The organism is Flavobacterium erciyesense (genome assembly GCF_018069925.1).
Classification (GTDB): Bacteria; Bacteroidota; Bacteroidia; order Flavobacteriales; family Flavobacteriaceae; genus Flavobacterium; species Flavobacterium erciyesense.
The window spans coordinates 39,878-56,047 of the sequence record NZ_JAGPXB010000001.1 but is presented as its reverse complement, the minus strand read 5'-3'; the positions used below and the strand labels follow the sequence as shown (position 1 = coordinate 56,047).

Sequence of the window (16,170 nt, the reverse complement as noted above, 5' to 3'; positions counted from 1 at the left end):
AATTGTATCTTTGAGGAGCAAATGAATATCACTTCACAAATAAAACAGCCCATTTTTGATGAAATGGAACTTTTTGAAAAAAAGTTCTACGAGTCGATGTCTTCGCAAGTGGCGCTTTTAAACCGCATTACGTATTATATTGTCAATCGTAAAGGGAAGCAAATGCGTCCGATGTTTGTTTTTTTGACTGCAAAAATGTTAGCGTCAGGCCAAGTTAACGAACGTACCTATCGAGGCGCTTGCGTCATTGAACTTATTCATACTGCTACTTTAGTTCATGATGATGTGGTTGATGATAGTAACAGACGCCGAGGTTTCTTCTCCATAAATGCACTTTGGAAAAATAAAATTGCCGTTTTAGTAGGCGATTATTTGCTCTCTAAAGGTTTGTTGCTCTCTATTGATTACGGCGATTTTGATTTGTTGCGCATTATTTCAGTGGCCGTTCGCGAAATGAGTGAAGGCGAATTGTTGCAAATAGAAAAAGCCCGCCGACTAGACATTACCGAAGAGGTTTACTACGAAATTATACGTAAAAAAACAGCAACCCTCATTGCTGCTTGTTGCGCGCTTGGTGCACAATCAGTTATTGAAGATGCCGTACAAGTAGAAAATATGCGCAAATTCGGCGAACTCATTGGTATGGCATTTCAAATTAAAGACGACTTGTTTGACTACACAGATGAAGCCATCGGAAAACCAACAGGAATTGATATCAAAGAGCAAAAAATGACTTTGCCATTGATACACGTTTTGAATACTTGCACTTCAAAAGAAAAAAGTTGGTTGATCAATTCCATCAAAAACCACAATAAAGATAAAAAACGCGTCAAAGAGGTTATTGCTTTTGTAAAAAACAATCAAGGTTTGTCTTACGCCGAAAATAAAATGATGCAATTTCAAGCTGAGGCATTGAGTTTACTGGCTAATTATCCAGATTCCGATTTCAAAGCAGCCTTGGTTTTGATGGTGAATTATGTGATAGAACGCAAAAAATAGTCCCCTTTTTTGCTGTCAAAAATCCTTTTTTAAATTTTTTTTGAAAAAAATTAACCTCCCATGCAACCATTTTAGAACCACAAGCGTCTATGCTAATAGAAGTCTGTATGAAACGGACTTGAGATAAAAAGTAGCGCAAGAACCACGCACATGAAAGTGATACACTTACATCAAGAAGAACGAGAAATAATTCAGTTGGCTGTCGAGCAAAACCGACAAGCACAACAGAAAATTTATTCGCAGTTCGCTCCTAAAATGTTAAGCGTATGCAGGCAATACATAAAAGACTTGCAGCAAGCCGAAGATGTAATGCTAACCGCTTTCATGAAGGTGTTTACCAATCTTCATCATTTTGAACACAAAGGAAGTTTTGAAGGTTGGATACGCCGCATCATGATAAATGAGTGTATTTCATTTTTAAGAGTTCATAAAAAAATGAATTATACCGAAGATGAATTTTTTGTTGAAGAATCTCAGGATACAATAACAGATCAATTTTCAGTGGAGCAAATTCAATTTTTAATTGATAATCTACCGGAAGGATACCGCGCTGTTTTTAACTTGTACGCTATCGAAGGCTACAAGCATCATGAAATAGCAACTCTTTTAGGCATTGCCGAGGGAACTTCAAAATCTCAATTATCGCATGCGCGTAGAATGTTACAAGAACAGGTGCAAACCTTAAAATCATACCAAAATGGAACCGAATAATTTCGAAAAACAAATTAAAGAACGCTTGGATGCTCGCGAGATTCAGCCTTCTGAAATGGCTTGGTCCAAACTAGATGCTATGCTAACTGTAGCTAGCCCAAGTTTAAGTGAGCAGCCAAAACCAAAAAATAAATTTCCGTGGATGTACTTGGCAGCGAGTTTTGTGGGTGTTTTATTGCTATCTACTTTGTTTTTTAATAATGATAATAACGATGTAATCCCATCAAAAACTACTGTAGTTGGTGTTGAAAAAAAGACTTCGAATGAAGATGAAAGAGGACAGTTAAGTTCAGTTACTCCAAAAGAGGAAGTGGCAGTACAAACTGCTTCTACAAAAGGGATGCATGCGATAAAACAAAATGTTGGATTAAAGTCTTTAGCTATTTTACAGTCTAATAGTGTAAGTGAAAATGAAATTGCTCAAAACAAAACTACTGAAATCAAGGAAGCAACGCCAATTACTGCAATTGAAGATGTTCAAAAAAGAACTATTTCATTATCTGCCGCTCGCTTACTTGCAGAAGTAACTAACGAGAATTTTCAATCTGAGGCCAATTTAAAAAGTAACAATAGTTCTGCAACATCAATTGTGGTGCAACCTGATCAGTTGTTGTCAAAGGCTGAATCAGAATTAAATCAAACCTTCAAAGAGTCGGCTATCAATAAATTCAATAAAAATTTTAATGCGATTAGAACGGTCTTGGTAAACAGAAATTACGAATAAATATCAAATTCAATCATCAATCAAAAAACGAAAATCATGCAAAAAATTATTTTAATTACAGCGATGTTGTTGCTTTCAGTTTTCAATAAAATGAACGCACAAGGAGTAGAAGCCATTAAAAACAGTACCGATTGGCATTATCGAGGTTCAAAACCGGATAGTTATGTTATGGGGCCAGATGCAAATGATTCCAATGTGTTTCAAATTAAATCCAATCAATCAAAAATATATGGTTTTGGAACCATCATGAAATCGGTAGCGCCATCTCCATACGCAGGAAAAACAATTAAAATGACGGCCACTGTAAAAACAGAAAATGTAAAATCATGGGCTGGTTTATGGATGCGTGTTGATTATTACAATGCTGCCGTGTTAGCTTTTGATAACATGCAAAGACGACCAATTAGAGGTTCGAAAGATTGGGCCAACTACGAAGTAGTTTTGTTTGTTCCTGAAGAGGCTACAGCCATATCTTACGGAGTATTGTTGAATGAAACAGGTCAGGTATGGTTTAAAAATTTAGTAATAACTGTTGTTGATGATACAACAGCCGAAACAGGTCAAACTAAAGGCAGAAACAATGTTTCTCTTCCATTTGAAACGAGAGCCAAAGCCATAAGTAATGAAATTAAAGGCATTACAAGTACAGAGAAAAAAGCGCTAAAAGAAGCCATTGAAGGTATTGATGCTGATCTTGCAAAAGGATCAATCACAAAAGAGAAAGCTAATGAGTTGAAAATGCAAAAAGCAACGCTTCATGCAAATAATATCGAGTCAAAAGTAGCCGTAGAACAAGCTAAACTAAACAAACTGGTGCAGGATAAAGTAGACGGTAAAGTAGAAGATGCTAAGGAATACAGATCTGGCGGCAGAACAATTGTAATGGGTACTAACTCAAGTCCAATTGGTTCACAAACCGAAATTAATCTCACATCAATGAAGGTATACAACGGACAAGAGGACAAAGAGGCACGTCAATCTAAAAAAACAACTTCACAATTTGTTTTTGCTACTGGGGTTAATAATGTTGTTACAGACGGAAAAGTCGCCAACTCAGATTTCAAATATGTAAGATCTCATTTTTATGAGTGGGGATTGAGTTACAATACGCGTTTGTTGCAAAACAATAACTTGTTGCATGCCAAATACGGTTTGTCATTGATGTACAATAACCTAAGACCTACGGATAATAGAATTTTTGTAGATAACGGACAACAAACTGATTTAGTTGTAAATCCTAACACTCATGATGATTCACGTTTTAGAAACGTAAACCTAGTTATCCCAGTTCATTTAGAATTCGATTTTACCAAAACTTCACAACGAGATGGGAAAACTTATTTTAAAACGCATGACAGTTTCCGCCTTGGTCTAGGAGGATATGTTGGTACTAACTTAAAATCAAAGCAATACATCAATTACGATGAGGCCGGTTACAAAGAGAGAACGGTAACCAAAGGCGATTTCAATACTTCAAATTTTATTTATGGTTTGAGCGCCTACGTGGGTCACAAAGCAACGAGTTTGTATTTGAAATACGATTTAAATCCGTTGTTTAGAAACAATGCCGTGAAACAAAATAATGTATCGTTAGGATTGCGTTTTGATTTTAATTAGAAATTGTTTTAGTTAGTTTCATAATTTGAAAAGCACTTTGTAAAGAAGTGCTTTTTTGTTTTTTTAGACTATGCATAATCCAATTTGATTTGTGTAATTTTACATTTTTCAATACCTAAATATTTTTTCAACTTGATTTCAAAGGCTACTATTGATACCGTTTTCGAAACTGCTCGTGTAGAGGAGGTTATTGGCGATTTTGTAAATCTCAAAAGAGCAGGAAGTAATTTTAAAGGATTAAGTCCGTTCTCCGAAGAGCGTTCTCCTTCGTTTATGGTTTCGCCAGCCAAAGGAATTTGGAAAGATTTTAGTTCCGGAAAAGGAGGGAACTCGGTTGCATTTTTGATGGAACATTCCCATTTTACCTATCCAGAAGCCATTCGATATTTAGCGAAAAAGTACAATATTGAAATTGAAGAATCAGAGCAAACAGATCAAGAAAAAGCAATTACCGATACGCGCGAAAGCATGTATTTGGTATCAGAATTTGCAAAAACCTATTTTCATAATACACTTTTAAATTCCGAGGAAGGCAAAGCCATTGGCCTTTCTTATTTTAAAGAGCGTGGTTTTACCAATGAAACCATCAAAAAATTCAGTTTAGGTTATTCGCCAGAATCTTGGGATGCCTTTACCAAAGAAGCACTCGGAAAAGGATATAAATTAGAATTTTTAGAAGCAACAGGTTTGACCATTCCTCGTGAGGATAAACCTTTTGACCGTTTCAAAGGGCGTGTGATGTTTCCTATTGAAAGCATGTCTGGTCGTGTTCTAGGTTTTGGAGGTCGAATTTTAACCAACGATAAAAAAGCTGCCAAATACTTGAACTCTCCCGAAAGTGAGATTTACCATAAGAGTAAAGTGTTGTACGGGATTTTTCAAGCCAAACAATCGATTGCTAAATTAAATAATTGTTACCTAGTTGAAGGATATACAGATGTGATTCAGTTCAATCAAGCCGGAATTGAGAACGTAGTTGCTTCCTCCGGTACGGCATTAACGCCAGATCAAATTCGATTGATTAACCGTTTGACTAAAAACGTGACGGTGTTATTTGATGGGGATGCTGCTGGTTTGCGCGCTTCTGTTCGCGGAATTGATTTGATCTTGGAAGAAGGAATGAACGTAAAAGTATGTGCTTTTCCTGATGGTGAGGATCCAGATAGTTTTGCCAAAAAAACACCTTATGATGAGTTAGTTCGTTATTTAGAGGATAACGCCAAAGATTTTATCCAGTTCAAAGCCTCTCTTTTGATGAATGAGGCCAAAAATGATCCAATCAAAAAAGCGGATTTGATTAGAGATATGGTTGGTAGTATCTCAAAAATTCCGGATCGCATTCAGCGTGAAATTTACATTCAGGAATGTTCCCGAATCATGGATATCTCTGAGCAAGTATTGCAAAGTACACTCGCTCAGCTCATGCAAAAAGATATTGCTGAAATTGGTAAAAAGCAAAAACAAGCTGAAGGTGGAGCTCCAAAAGCTTTTGAAGTTGTTAAAAACGATAATCCAATTGCTACTGAAAAAGTAGATGTACTATATCGATTGGAGCGTAAAATAATTGAAATATTATTGCTCTATGGCAATCATGAGGAAGAGTTTGAAGATGCTTTTCATAGAGCAAATGAAGAAGGCGAAATTGTAATCGTGACAGAGCGCAAGCTGTATAAAGTGTATCAGCGTATTTATTTGAGTTTGCAAGAAGATGAGGTCGAATTGGCAAATCCGCTTTTTAGAGGAATTTACAATGATTTAATTGCGTATTATCACCAAAATGAAAGTTTTACCATTGAGCAGTACTTGATGCAGTTGCATGCTGATTTTGCACAAGAGGTAACTGATATCTTGATGGAAGATGAGCAATTGGTCTTGCACAATTGGGTAGGGCAAAATATTTTTCCGAAATCAAAAACTGAAACAATTGCACAAGAAGTTTCAGAGACTATTTTAACTTTGAGATGGTATTTAGTAGGCAGTCTCATAGAAGAATTAAAAAACTCCCTATCATCTGAACCAGGTTCAGACAATACGGAGTCTTTATCTCTTGTGATGGATTATAATATTTTAATCCATTCTTTTTCGAAAAAATTAGGTAGAGTAATGTCTCGCTATTACTAAACGATCTCTAACTTTTTAGCTTTGTCAACTAAATCAACTAAGTTGGTTACGTTCAGTTTAGTTAACAAACGCAATTTGTAAGTACTGATAGTTTTTTCGTTTAAGTTCAAGATTTCGGCAATTTCGTGGTTTTTTTTGCCTCCGCTTAAATAACGTAAAACTTCAACTTCTCTGTTAGAAAGTTTTCTGTACAAACGCTCGCTCTTACTTTGCTTAGCAATTAGGGCTAAGTTTTTCTTAACGGTTTCGTTCATAATGATTTTTCCTTGTTGTACTTTAACAATAGAAATACCTAGAGTTTCTAACTTTTCAGACTTGTGCACAAAACCAGAAACCCCGGCCTTAATCGCATTTGGTGCGTAGATTTGTTCAGAAAGTCCACTGTAGATAATAATTTTAGTTTTTGGAAAGTTTTTTAAGAGTGCTTTCACTTCAAAAATACTAGAAAGACCTTCTAGCTCTAAATCTAAAACTAATACATCAATTTCCTTCGTCTGAAGAATATCCCTTACCATCATAAAATTACCTACGTTAGCAGCAATTGAGATGTCAGCATTATCTTTAAAGTAAGATTTTACTCCAAAATGCACAACAGGGAAATTGTCGGCGATACATACTTTAATCATAATAAAAATTTTTTAGAATTGTTTGTAATTGGAGCTGTAAAATTAATAAATAAATTCTGTAAATATTTGTAAATCAACAGAAAATATTTTTTTTTAATTAAATTTTAAGAAAACACACCGGAATTGGGTCCATTTTATGACGATTTGCAGTGTTCAAACGGGTGTAAATTTCAAAAACAATACGCTGCCTTCCTTCAAAATCAGAAGCTTTTTGTCCTGCTTCTGATGCTAACATCGCCCATTCAAGTTCATCGTAGGTTGCACCAAGTTGGTCTTCGTCTGTGCGGTCATCCCCAAATAGTCCGTCTGTAGGTGCTGCGGTCAAAATTGAATTTGGAATTTTTAAATAAGTACCCAAAGCATACACCTCTGATTTCATTAAATCAGCAATCGGACTCAAATCAACACCGCCATCTCCGTATTTGGTATAGAAACCTACGCCAAAATCTTCAACCTTATTTCCAGTTCCAGCAACTAGCAATCCGTGAATACCCGCGAGATAGTATAAGGTCGTCATTCGTAATCGAGCACGAGTATTAGCTAAGCTCAAGTTCAGTTTGGCAGTATCAGAACTTGTTGGTACTGCACTTTTAAAAGTCTCAAAAACAGGTGTCAAATCTACGCGATCGCTATTCACATTTGGGAATCGCGCTTTCAACTGTTCAATATGTTCTTGTGCACGGGATACGTGACTTGCTGCTTGGTGAATAGGCATTTCAACACATAAAACCTGTAAACCTGTTTGTGCGCACAAAGTAGAGGTTACGGCCGAATCAACGCCTCCTGAAATACCAACAACAAATCCATTTACTTTCGCATTTTGGGCATACGTTTTTAACCAATTAACAATTTGCTCGTTTACATTCTCTACGTTGATGGTTCTTTTTTTAGTCATAATAATTACGTTTTAAAAAGCAGGAATGTATATTTGCAAAAGCAATTTGTAATGCTCTCCTTTTTCAGGATTCCTTACTAACAAATTTAAAAAATTAATATGAAAAAATACCTGTTTCTTGTAGTCTTTTGTTTCTTTATTGCATCTTGTGATAAGAAATCTAAGGTTGAGAAAGAAGTTGAAGCAATCCCTGTCGAAATGAAAGTGGAACGTTTTGATCAATTGTTTTTTGAAACAAAACCAGAAGATCTTCAAAAAATAAAAAAGCGTTACCCTTACTTTTTTCCACAAGGAACTCCTGATGCGGTTTGGATAGAAAAAATGCAAAACCCGTTGTGGCGTGAATTGTACACCGAAGTACAAAAAAAATACAGCAATATCGATTCTGTAAAGCAAGAGTTGACCGAAGTTTTTAAACATGCAAAATATTATTTTCCAGAGGTAAAAACGCCAAAGTTAGTAACCATCATTGCTGAAATGGATTATAACAGTAAGGCTATTTATGCAGACAGTTTGGTCATTGTTTCACTAGAATTGTATTTGGGGAAAGGACATAAGTTTTATCAGTTTCCGAAGTATATAAAACAAAATTTCGAATCCAAACAAATTGCACCAGATGTAGTTACTAGTTTTGCTAATAGCAAAATGCAACTTCCACTCGAAAAAGATTTTATAAGTCAGATGATTTATCAAGGGAAACAACTTTATATGAAAGATTTGTTATTGCCTGATTACTCAGATGCTGATAAGATGGGATATACTCCAGAACAAATAAAATGGTGTGAAGAGAATGAAAGCTACATCTGGCGTTACTTTCTTGAAAAAGAAATGCTCTATAGCACAGACCAAAAATTAGCGCCACGATTTATTAATCCGGCGCCTTTTTCTAAATTTTATCTTGAAATTGATAACGATTCACCAGGTCAAGTTGGTGCCTGGATTGGATGGCAAATTGTACGAGCTTACGCGAAAAACAGCGAAGCACCTTTGTCAGAATTATTAAAAACCAACGCTAAAGAAATATTTGTTCAATCAAAATACAAACCTAAAAAATAATGGCTAATACCAACACCTCCGAAATTAAGTTTCAAATTGAACTTGATGAAAATAGAGTACCTGAAAAATTAACTTGGTCTGCTGCTGATGGTGGCGTAGAGCAAGAAGATACCAAAGCCATCATGTTGTCTATATGGGATAGTAAGGCGAAAGAAAGCATGCGTATTGATTTATGGACAAAAGACATGCCTGTTGATGAAATGAAAATATTCTTTCATCAAACTTTAGTGGCAATGGCTGATACTTTTAAACGTGCTACAAACGATGAGAAAATGGCTGACACCATGAAAGACTTTTGTGATTATTTTGCCGAGAAGTTAGAGCTTGTAAGCGGAAAATAAAAACCAAAAAAAATCCAAATTCGAAAACTGAATTTGGATTTTTTATTTTGTATCAGTTTTTAAAACTGACTATTGTTTTTAAAAACTTCTTGATTTACTTCGTCAATATAACTGAGTAATTCTTCTTTTCCGATGCCTTCTGTAGCCGAGGTTACGAAGTATTGAGGCATTTCGGCCCAGTTGTTGGCAAACATTTTCTTTTTGTATGCTGCAATATGTGAGTCAATTTTCACCTTACTAATTTTATCGGCTTTGGTAAAAATGATGCAAAACGGAATTTCACTTTCTCCCATATACGACATGAATTCCATATCAATAGTTTGTGCTTCGTGACGAATATCAATCAAGACAAAAGCGCACACTAATTGCTCTCTAGTTTCAAAATAATCTGTGATGAATTCCTGAAAAATAGATTTTGTTTTCTTAGATACTTTGGCGTAGCCGTAACCAGGTAAATCGACCAAAAACCAATTGTTGTTGATTAAAAAGTGATTGATTAATTGTGTTTTACCAGGTCGACCTGAAGTTTTTGCTAACTTTTTGTGATTGGTAATCATGTTAATCAACGAAGATTTCCCCACGTTAGAACGACCAATAAAGGCATATTCTGGTAAAAAGTCCTTCGGGCACTTTGTTACATCAGAGTTACTAATTACAAATTCGGCGGTATTGATTTTCATATTAAATTGGGAATGTGAGGCTGCTGAGATTAATGTATTGCTAAATGAGTGTGCGTAAGCCATTCTTCTAACAGCCTATTGAATTCTTCCGGATGCTCCATCATGGCGGCATGACCGCATTTATCTATCCAGTACAAACTAGAGTTTGGTAATAGTTTATTAAATTCTTCAGCAACATCTGGTGGCGTAACTTTATCATTTTTACCCCAAATAATACAAGTTTGCACGTGCATTTTTGGTAAATCTTTGGCCATGTTATGACGAATTGCGCTCTTAGCAATAGTCAAAGTTTTAATTAATTTGATTCTGTCATTTACTGATTCGTACACTTCATCAATCAACTCTTTTGTCGCAACTTTAGGATCGTAAAATACGTCTTCGGCTTTTTTCTTGATGTATTCGTAGTCACCTCTTTTTGGGTAACTGTCGCCCATAGCGCTTTCGTATAATCCAGAACTTCCTGTGATTACCAGTCCTGCTACTTTTTCAGGATACATTTTGGTATGGTACAACGCAATATGTCCTCCTAATGAATTACCTAATAAAATAACGCGTTCTAATCCTTTGTAGGTAATAAAATCTTTAACGTATTTGGCAAAGCTTTTTACGTTGGTTTTTAAAATATTCTGGGTATAAATTGGCAAATCAGGGATGATGATTCTGTATCCTTTTGAGGAAAAGTGATTGGCAACGGCATCAAAGTTGCTTAGTCCGCCCATCAAGCCATGTAAAATGACAATGGGAGTTCCTTCACCTGCTTCATAATAGCTGTATTTACCTTCTTTTTTATAATGTTTTTCCATTTTTTTTGAATGCCTATTTTCAATTTCGACAAATATAGGATTTAATAAACAAAAATGAATTTTTCGGGTGTTTTTTAATTCTAAAATTATCTTTAAACCTTGAGTGAAACACCTATTTTTTAATGCCAAAAACTGTATTGGAAGGTCTCTTTTTAGCGATTAATTCTTCCTCAATACCGATGAAATAGCCGTTGCGTTTTTGGAATGTTTAATCTAACGTTAGGTTTCCTACATTTTCCTTTTTCGAATGCTAATGTATTGATAGTCTATAAACTACCGACAATGAGACGAAAGTGGTTAAACTTATTAACAAAGTGGTATTAAGTGGTAAATAGTGGTAATATTTTTTATATTTTTGCTCTATATCAATAAACACTTTTTGTTTGAACACAATTGTCGGAACATACGAATGTAAAGTCGATGCTAAAGGAAGGCTGCTCATGCCAGCGCCTCTCAAAAAGCAGTTGGCCTCTTCTCTTCAAAACGGATTTGTTTTGAAGCGATCGGTGTTTCAGCCTTGTTTAGAGTTGTATCCGATGCAAGAATGGGATGCAATGATGGCAAAAATTAACAAGTTGAATCGATTTGTTAAAAAGAACAACGATTTCATTCGTCGTTTTACAGCAGGTGTAAAAGTGATTGAGATTGATGCTTTAGGAAGAGTTTTGGTGCCAAAGGATTTGGTTTCTTTTGCAAGTATTTCAAAAGATGTAGTGTTCTCCTCTGCAGTGAACATTGTAGAGATTTGGGATAAAGATTTATACGAAAAATCTATAAGTGGTGAAGATATGGATTTTGCTGATCTAGCCGAAGAAGTAATGGGGAATTTAAATGACGACGACAATGGAATATCATAATCCAGTTTTGCTTCACGAATCAGTTGATGGTTTGAATATAAAACCTGATGGAGTTTATGTAGATGTAACTTTTGGTGGCGGTGGTCACTCCAAAGAAATATTAAAAAGATTAGGTCCAAATGGTAAATTGTTTGCCTTTGACCAAGATGAAGATGCGTTGGCTAATGCCTTAAATGACGATCGCTTTACCTTAATAAATGAGAATTTCAGATTTATCAAGCGCTTTTTGAGGTTTTATGGTGTTAAAAGTGTAGATGGAATTTTGGGCGACCTTGGAGTTTCTTCACATCAGTTTGATGTGCCAGAACGCGGTTTTTCCACTCGATTTGATGCAGGTCTAGACATGCGCATGAGTCAAAAAAACGATCTAAACGCTTATAAGGTTGTAAATGAATATGAAGAGGCTGAATTAAAAAGAGTGTTTTTGGATTACGGGGAATTGAAAAATGCGCCTGCTCTCGCCAGAACTATTGTTGAGGAACGCGAGCGATATCCGATAAAAACTACCGACGAATTAAAAGAAGTTTTAGCTCGTTTTTTACCAGACCGTGTAAAAAATAAAATTTTGGCGCAAATCTATCAAGCTATTCGTATTGAGGTAAATCAGGAAATGGATGTTTTGAAAGAATTTTTAGAGCAGTCATTAGAAATATTAAGTCCCGAAGGCCGATTAAGTATTATATCGTATCACTCACTTGAGGATCGATTGGTAAAGCGATTTATGAAAAACGGACTTTTTGACGGAGAGCCAGAACGTGATTTCTTTGGCAATTTTTCTGTTCCTTTTAAAAATGTAGGCAAGTTAATTGTTCCCAACAACGACCAAATTAAAGAGAATAATAGAGCAAGAAGTGCAAAACTGCGCATAGCAGAAAAAAAATAAAGGCATTACTGATGAAAAACGGAGTGTACAATATTTTAAAAGCCCGATTTCTAGTTAATGATGATGCGTTCAAAAACTGGAGATTCATTGTCTTTATAATAATACTGGCAATAATCATGATTGCCAATACGCAGCGTTACGAGCAAAAGGTTTTTAAAATTGTAGCATTAACTAATGAAGTCAAGGAGTTGCGATCAGAATTTGTAGATCGTCGTTCAGAGTTAATGAAATTAAAAATGGAATCAACAGTGTCGAAAAAAATGGAGGAGAAACAAATTTTTCCAGCAACAGTTCCTCCAATAAAAATAAAAATAGTTAAAAAAGAAGAGAAAAACTTTTTTCAAAAAATATGGCAGTAGACGATAAAAATATTTCCTACCGAGTTTACCTGGTAGCAGGCTTCATCTTTTTGATGGCCATTGCTATTGTGGTAAAGTTGACCAACATTCAGTGGGTCGAAGGAGCATATTATCGTCAGCTTGCTAAAGAAAGAACGGTGAGGAATTTTGTAATTCCAGCCAACAAAGGCAATATCTACTCGGCAGATGGTAGTTTATTGGCAACATCTATACCTAATTATGAGATTCGTTTTGATGCTTTGGCACCAAAAAGCGAGGTATTTGAGAAAAACGTAAAGTCATTATCAGACTCGCTAGTTACTGTTCTGGGTAAAACCGCTTATTTCTACGAGAATGAATTGCGAAAAGCGAGAGCCAACAAAAACAGGTATTTTTTAATTGGTCGAAAATTAAGTTACACGCAATATTTTAAAATTAAAGGTTTCCCACTTTTTAATTTAGGAGCTTACAAAGGCGGAATTATCGTAGAGCAAGAAACGGTTCGTGAGCATCCAATTGGGAAAATAGCCGAAAGAACTGTAGGTTACGAGCGCACTGCAAATGGCGTTTCCGTCGATGGTAAAGGAATTGAATGGGCTTTTAGAGACTATTTAAACGGAAAAGATGGCAAAATTTTAAAGCAAAAAATTGCCAAAGGTCAATGGAAACCAATTCGTGATGTAAACGAAGTGGATCCTCAGGACGGATACGATGTGATTTCGACAATTGATGTGTACATACAAGATATTGCGCATCATGCTTTGCTAAAACAATTGGAAGCCTATGAGGCAGATCACGGATCAGTAGTAGTGATGGAAACAAAAACAGGTCACGTAAAAGCGATTTCAAACTTAGGACGCGCAAATGACGGAACTTATTATGAAACAACTAATTATGCTGTTGCCGAATCTCACGAACCAGGTTCTACCTACAAGCTAGCTGATTTGATGGCGCTTTTTGAGGATAAAAAAGCCGATACGAGTACTGTTTTTGATAGCAAAGGTGGAGAGGTTACTTATTTTGGTCGCAAAGTTCGTGACTCCCATAAAGGTGGTTATGGTAAAATTTCATTAGGGCGTGGTTTTGAGGTTTCTTCAAATACGGTTTTAGTTCAAGCGGTTTACAATGCATACAAAGACAATCCGTCACAGTTTGTAAATCACCTTAATAATTTTGGTTTAAATAAAACATTAGGGCTTTCTATCAAAGGAGAGGGAATTCCGTACGTGCCGCAACCTACCGATAAAAATTGGTCAAGAGTTTCTTTGCCGTGGATGGCTTTTGGGTATGGCGTACACATTACACCGATGCAAACTTTAGCTTTTTATAATGCTGTTGCTAATGATGGAGAAATGGTGAAGCCACAGTTTGTTTCTGAAATTAAAGAATGGAATAAAACCATTAAAAAATACGATAAAGAGGTCCTTAACCCGAGAATTTGCTCGAAGGAAACCATTGTAAAACTGAAAGCAGTTTTGGCCAATGTGGTAAAAAAAGGAACAGGAGAAAAATTGTATTCGAAAGAATTTTCGATGGCAGGAAAAACCGGGACAGCTCAGGTTAATTACGGTAAAGCAGGTCGAACAGGAATGTATTATGCTTCTTCGTTCGTGGGATATTTTCCAGCTGAAAGTCCAAAATACTCTTGTATCGTAGTAGTGCACAAGCCTAACACAGCACTGAATAATTTTTATGGAGCAGATGTCGCCGGACCTGTTTTTAAACGTATTGCACAAAAGATATTTACGGATGCGCCATCAACAAACGCAATAAGAAATATTGATCGTAAAATCAAAAAACAAGAAACACATTACGCTTCTTTTTATTCAAAAGTGCAAAAGAAAGCCAATGTTATGCCAAACCTCAAAGGGATGTCAGGCATGGACGCTGTAGCATTAGTAGGCAATCTTGGACTTAAAGTTAAGGTGATTGGCGTAGGTAAAGTGAAAAAACAATCGTTGCAAGCAGGAGATGCATTGGTGAAAAACGCAACGGTATTATTAGAATTATCATGAAAGTATTGCAAGACATATTACATAAAGTAGCCATTGAATCTATTCAAGGAGCAACTACTGTAACTATCAATAAAATTGATTTTGATTCCCGAAATATTGGAGCAAATGATGTTTTTGTGGCTATCAAAGGAACAATTTCTGATGGGCATGATTTTATTAGCACTGCCGTTTCGCAAGGTGCAGTAGCTATTATTTGTGAGCAGTTACCAACTGTTTTGGAGTCGAATGTGACTTATATCCGTGTGGCTGATGCGAACGCTGCTCTAGCTTTTATGGCGGCAAATTATTACCAAAATCCATCAAGTGAATTGAAATTGGTTGGAATTACTGGTACAAATGGTAAAACGACTATTGCTTCTTTACTATATCAATTGTTTAAAAAAGCGGGTTTTAAAGTTGGTTTGCTGTCTACCGTTAAAATTTTAGTTGATGATGTAGAATACAAGGCAACGCATACTACTCCGGATTCGTTGACGATTAATCGTTACTTACGTGAAATGGTTGATGCTGGTGTAACCTACTGTTTTATGGAAGTAAGCTCGCACGGTATTCATCAGAAAAGAACCGAATCTTTGCAGTTTGTAGGTGGGATTTTCACCAATTTGTCGCACGATCATTTGGATTATCACGCAACGTTTGCTGAATATAGAGACGTCAAGAAAGCATTTTTTGATGGTTTGTCAAAAAGTAGTTTTGCACTCGTGAATGCCGATGACAAAAACGGAATGGTGATGATGCAAAATACGGCAGCAAAAAAATGTACGTATGCATTAAAATCTTATGCTGATTATAGAGCGCAAATTTTAGAGAATCAACTAGCGGGTTTACTGCTTAAGATAAATGGAAATGAAGTTTGGGTAAAGTTAATAGGAACCTTTAACGCTTATAATTTATTAGCAATTTATGGTGCTGCAGTAGAATTAGGCTTAGAAAGCCTTGAGGTTTTAAGGTTGTTATCAAATTTAGAAAGTGTTTCAGGTCGCTTTCAGTTCATCGTTTCGAAAGAGAATATTACGGCTATTGTGGATTATGCCCATACACCCGATGCTCTCGAGAATGTTTTGAAAACCATAACCGATATCCGTACCAAAAATGAGCAATTGATTACTGTAGTGGGCTGTGGAGGAAATAGAGACAAAGCTAAGAGACCTATTATGGCAGCTTTGGCAACTACTTGGAGTGACAAAGCCATTTTTACGGCTGATAATCCGCGTAACGAGGATCCAGAAATCATTATCAAAGAGATGGAAGAAGGAGTGCCTGCGCAAGATTTCAAAAAAATGGTCTCCATTACTGACAGACGCCAAGCGATAAAAACCGCTTGTCAATTGGCGCAGTCCAACGATATCATTTTAATTGCTGGAAAAGGGCATGAGTCGTATCAAGAAGTAAACGGTATTCGTCATCATTTTGATGATATGGAAACGGTAAAAGAGTTATTACAATTATTAGAAAAATAAAATCAAGTTCAAGTTTGCTTTTCATCGTAAAAAAAACTGAATCA

Annotated in this window: 16 protein-coding genes; 12 read left to right on the top strand and 4 right to left on the bottom strand. The window is 35.9% G+C overall.

Annotated elements, in window-relative coordinates; all coding sequences use genetic code 11:
- Window positions 1-21 precede the first annotated feature (21 nt).
- From KBJ98_RS00265 to dnaG, 5 genes are all read left to right on the top strand, one after another.
- Window positions 22-999: a polyprenyl synthetase family protein gene (locus KBJ98_RS00265; RefSeq protein ID WP_210787787.1), complete on the top strand. Its 978-nt coding sequence runs from the start codon at window positions 22-24 to the stop codon at window positions 997-999.
- A gap of 150 nt (window positions 1,000-1,149) precedes the next feature.
- A complete protein-coding gene (locus tag KBJ98_RS00260) occupies window positions 1,150-1,710 on the top strand; it encodes an RNA polymerase sigma factor (RefSeq protein WP_210787786.1) in 561 nt (186 codons plus the stop codon).
- Window positions 1,697-2,434 (top strand): hypothetical protein, encoded by a 738-nt coding sequence (locus KBJ98_RS00255; RefSeq protein WP_210787785.1) that lies wholly within the window; start codon window positions 1,697-1,699, stop codon window positions 2,432-2,434. Before KBJ98_RS00260 ends, KBJ98_RS00255 begins: the two co-directional genes overlap by 14 nt.
- A 36-nt stretch (window positions 2,435-2,470) precedes the next feature.
- A complete protein-coding gene (locus tag KBJ98_RS00250; protein WP_210787784.1) occupies window positions 2,471-4,051 on the top strand; it encodes a hypothetical protein in 1,581 nt (526 codons plus the stop codon).
- Window positions 4,052-4,183: 132 nt separating this feature from the next.
- Window positions 4,184-6,172 (top strand): DNA primase, encoded by a 1,989-nt coding sequence (gene dnaG, locus KBJ98_RS00245; RefSeq protein WP_210787783.1) that lies wholly within the window; start codon window positions 4,184-4,186, stop codon window positions 6,170-6,172.
- Here the strand turns inward: dnaG and KBJ98_RS00240 are convergent.
- Entirely contained in the window at window positions 6,169-6,798 is a 630-nt protein-coding gene (locus KBJ98_RS00240; RefSeq protein ID WP_166133304.1) for a response regulator transcription factor, read from the bottom strand. The genes dnaG and KBJ98_RS00240 overlap by 4 nt on opposite strands.
- 97 nt (window positions 6,799-6,895) lie before the next feature.
- On the bottom strand, window positions 6,896-7,693 hold the full coding sequence (gene nadE, locus KBJ98_RS00235) for an NAD(+) synthase (protein WP_210787782.1): 798 nt from the start codon (window positions 7,691-7,693) through the stop codon (window positions 6,896-6,898).
- Between the two features lie 99 nt (window positions 7,694-7,792).
- Here nadE and gldB point away from each other — a divergent pair, with 99 nt between their 5' ends.
- Together gldB and gldC are read left to right on the top strand one after the other, a co-directional pair.
- Window positions 7,793-8,749, top strand: a complete 957-nt coding sequence (gldB, locus tag KBJ98_RS00230; protein WP_210787781.1) for a gliding motility lipoprotein GldB — start codon at window positions 7,793-7,795, stop codon at window positions 8,747-8,749.
- A complete protein-coding gene (gene gldC, locus KBJ98_RS00225; RefSeq protein WP_210787780.1) occupies window positions 8,749-9,090 on the top strand; it encodes a gliding motility protein GldC in 342 nt (113 codons plus the stop codon). The genes gldB and gldC overlap by 1 nt, the downstream gene beginning before the upstream one ends.
- 59 nt (window positions 9,091-9,149) lie before the next feature.
- Here gldC and yihA read toward each other — a convergent pair whose 3' ends face one another.
- Window positions 9,150-9,770, bottom strand: coding sequence for a ribosome biogenesis GTP-binding protein YihA/YsxC (yihA, locus tag KBJ98_RS00220; protein WP_210787779.1), 621 nt, complete (start codon window positions 9,768-9,770; stop codon window positions 9,150-9,152).
- Window positions 9,771-9,799: 29 nt separating this feature from the next.
- Window positions 9,800-10,573: an alpha/beta fold hydrolase gene (locus KBJ98_RS00215; protein ID WP_210787778.1), complete on the bottom strand. Its 774-nt coding sequence runs from the start codon at window positions 10,571-10,573 to the stop codon at window positions 9,800-9,802.
- A 383-nt stretch (window positions 10,574-10,956) separates the two neighbouring features.
- Between KBJ98_RS00215 and mraZ the strand changes: the two genes are divergently transcribed.
- The 5 genes from mraZ to KBJ98_RS00190 are packed head-to-tail and all read left to right on the top strand — an operon-like array spanning window position 10,957 to window position 16,126.
- Entirely contained in the window at window positions 10,957-11,430 is a 474-nt protein-coding gene (gene mraZ / locus KBJ98_RS00210; RefSeq protein ID WP_210787777.1) for a division/cell wall cluster transcriptional repressor MraZ, read from the top strand.
- Complete coding sequence (gene rsmH / locus KBJ98_RS00205) at window positions 11,405-12,313, top strand: 16S rRNA (cytosine(1402)-N(4))-methyltransferase RsmH (RefSeq protein WP_210787776.1); 909 nt, start codon at window positions 11,405-11,407, stop codon at window positions 12,311-12,313. Before mraZ ends, rsmH begins: the two co-directional genes overlap by 26 nt.
- A gap of 11 nt (window positions 12,314-12,324) precedes the next feature.
- A complete protein-coding gene (locus KBJ98_RS00200) occupies window positions 12,325-12,672 on the top strand; it encodes an FtsL-like putative cell division protein (RefSeq protein ID WP_210787775.1) in 348 nt (115 codons plus the stop codon).
- The gene (locus KBJ98_RS00195) at window positions 12,663-14,666 is read left to right on the top strand and encodes a penicillin-binding protein (RefSeq protein ID WP_210787774.1); all 2,004 of its coding nucleotides are present in this window, start codon (window positions 12,663-12,665) and stop codon (window positions 14,664-14,666) included. The genes KBJ98_RS00200 and KBJ98_RS00195 overlap by 10 nt, the downstream gene beginning before the upstream one ends.
- Window positions 14,663-16,126, top strand: coding sequence for a UDP-N-acetylmuramoyl-L-alanyl-D-glutamate--2,6-diaminopimelate ligase (locus KBJ98_RS00190; protein WP_210787773.1), 1,464 nt, complete (start codon window positions 14,663-14,665; stop codon window positions 16,124-16,126). Before KBJ98_RS00195 ends, KBJ98_RS00190 begins: the two co-directional genes overlap by 4 nt.
- Window positions 16,127-16,170: the final 44 nt, after the last annotated feature.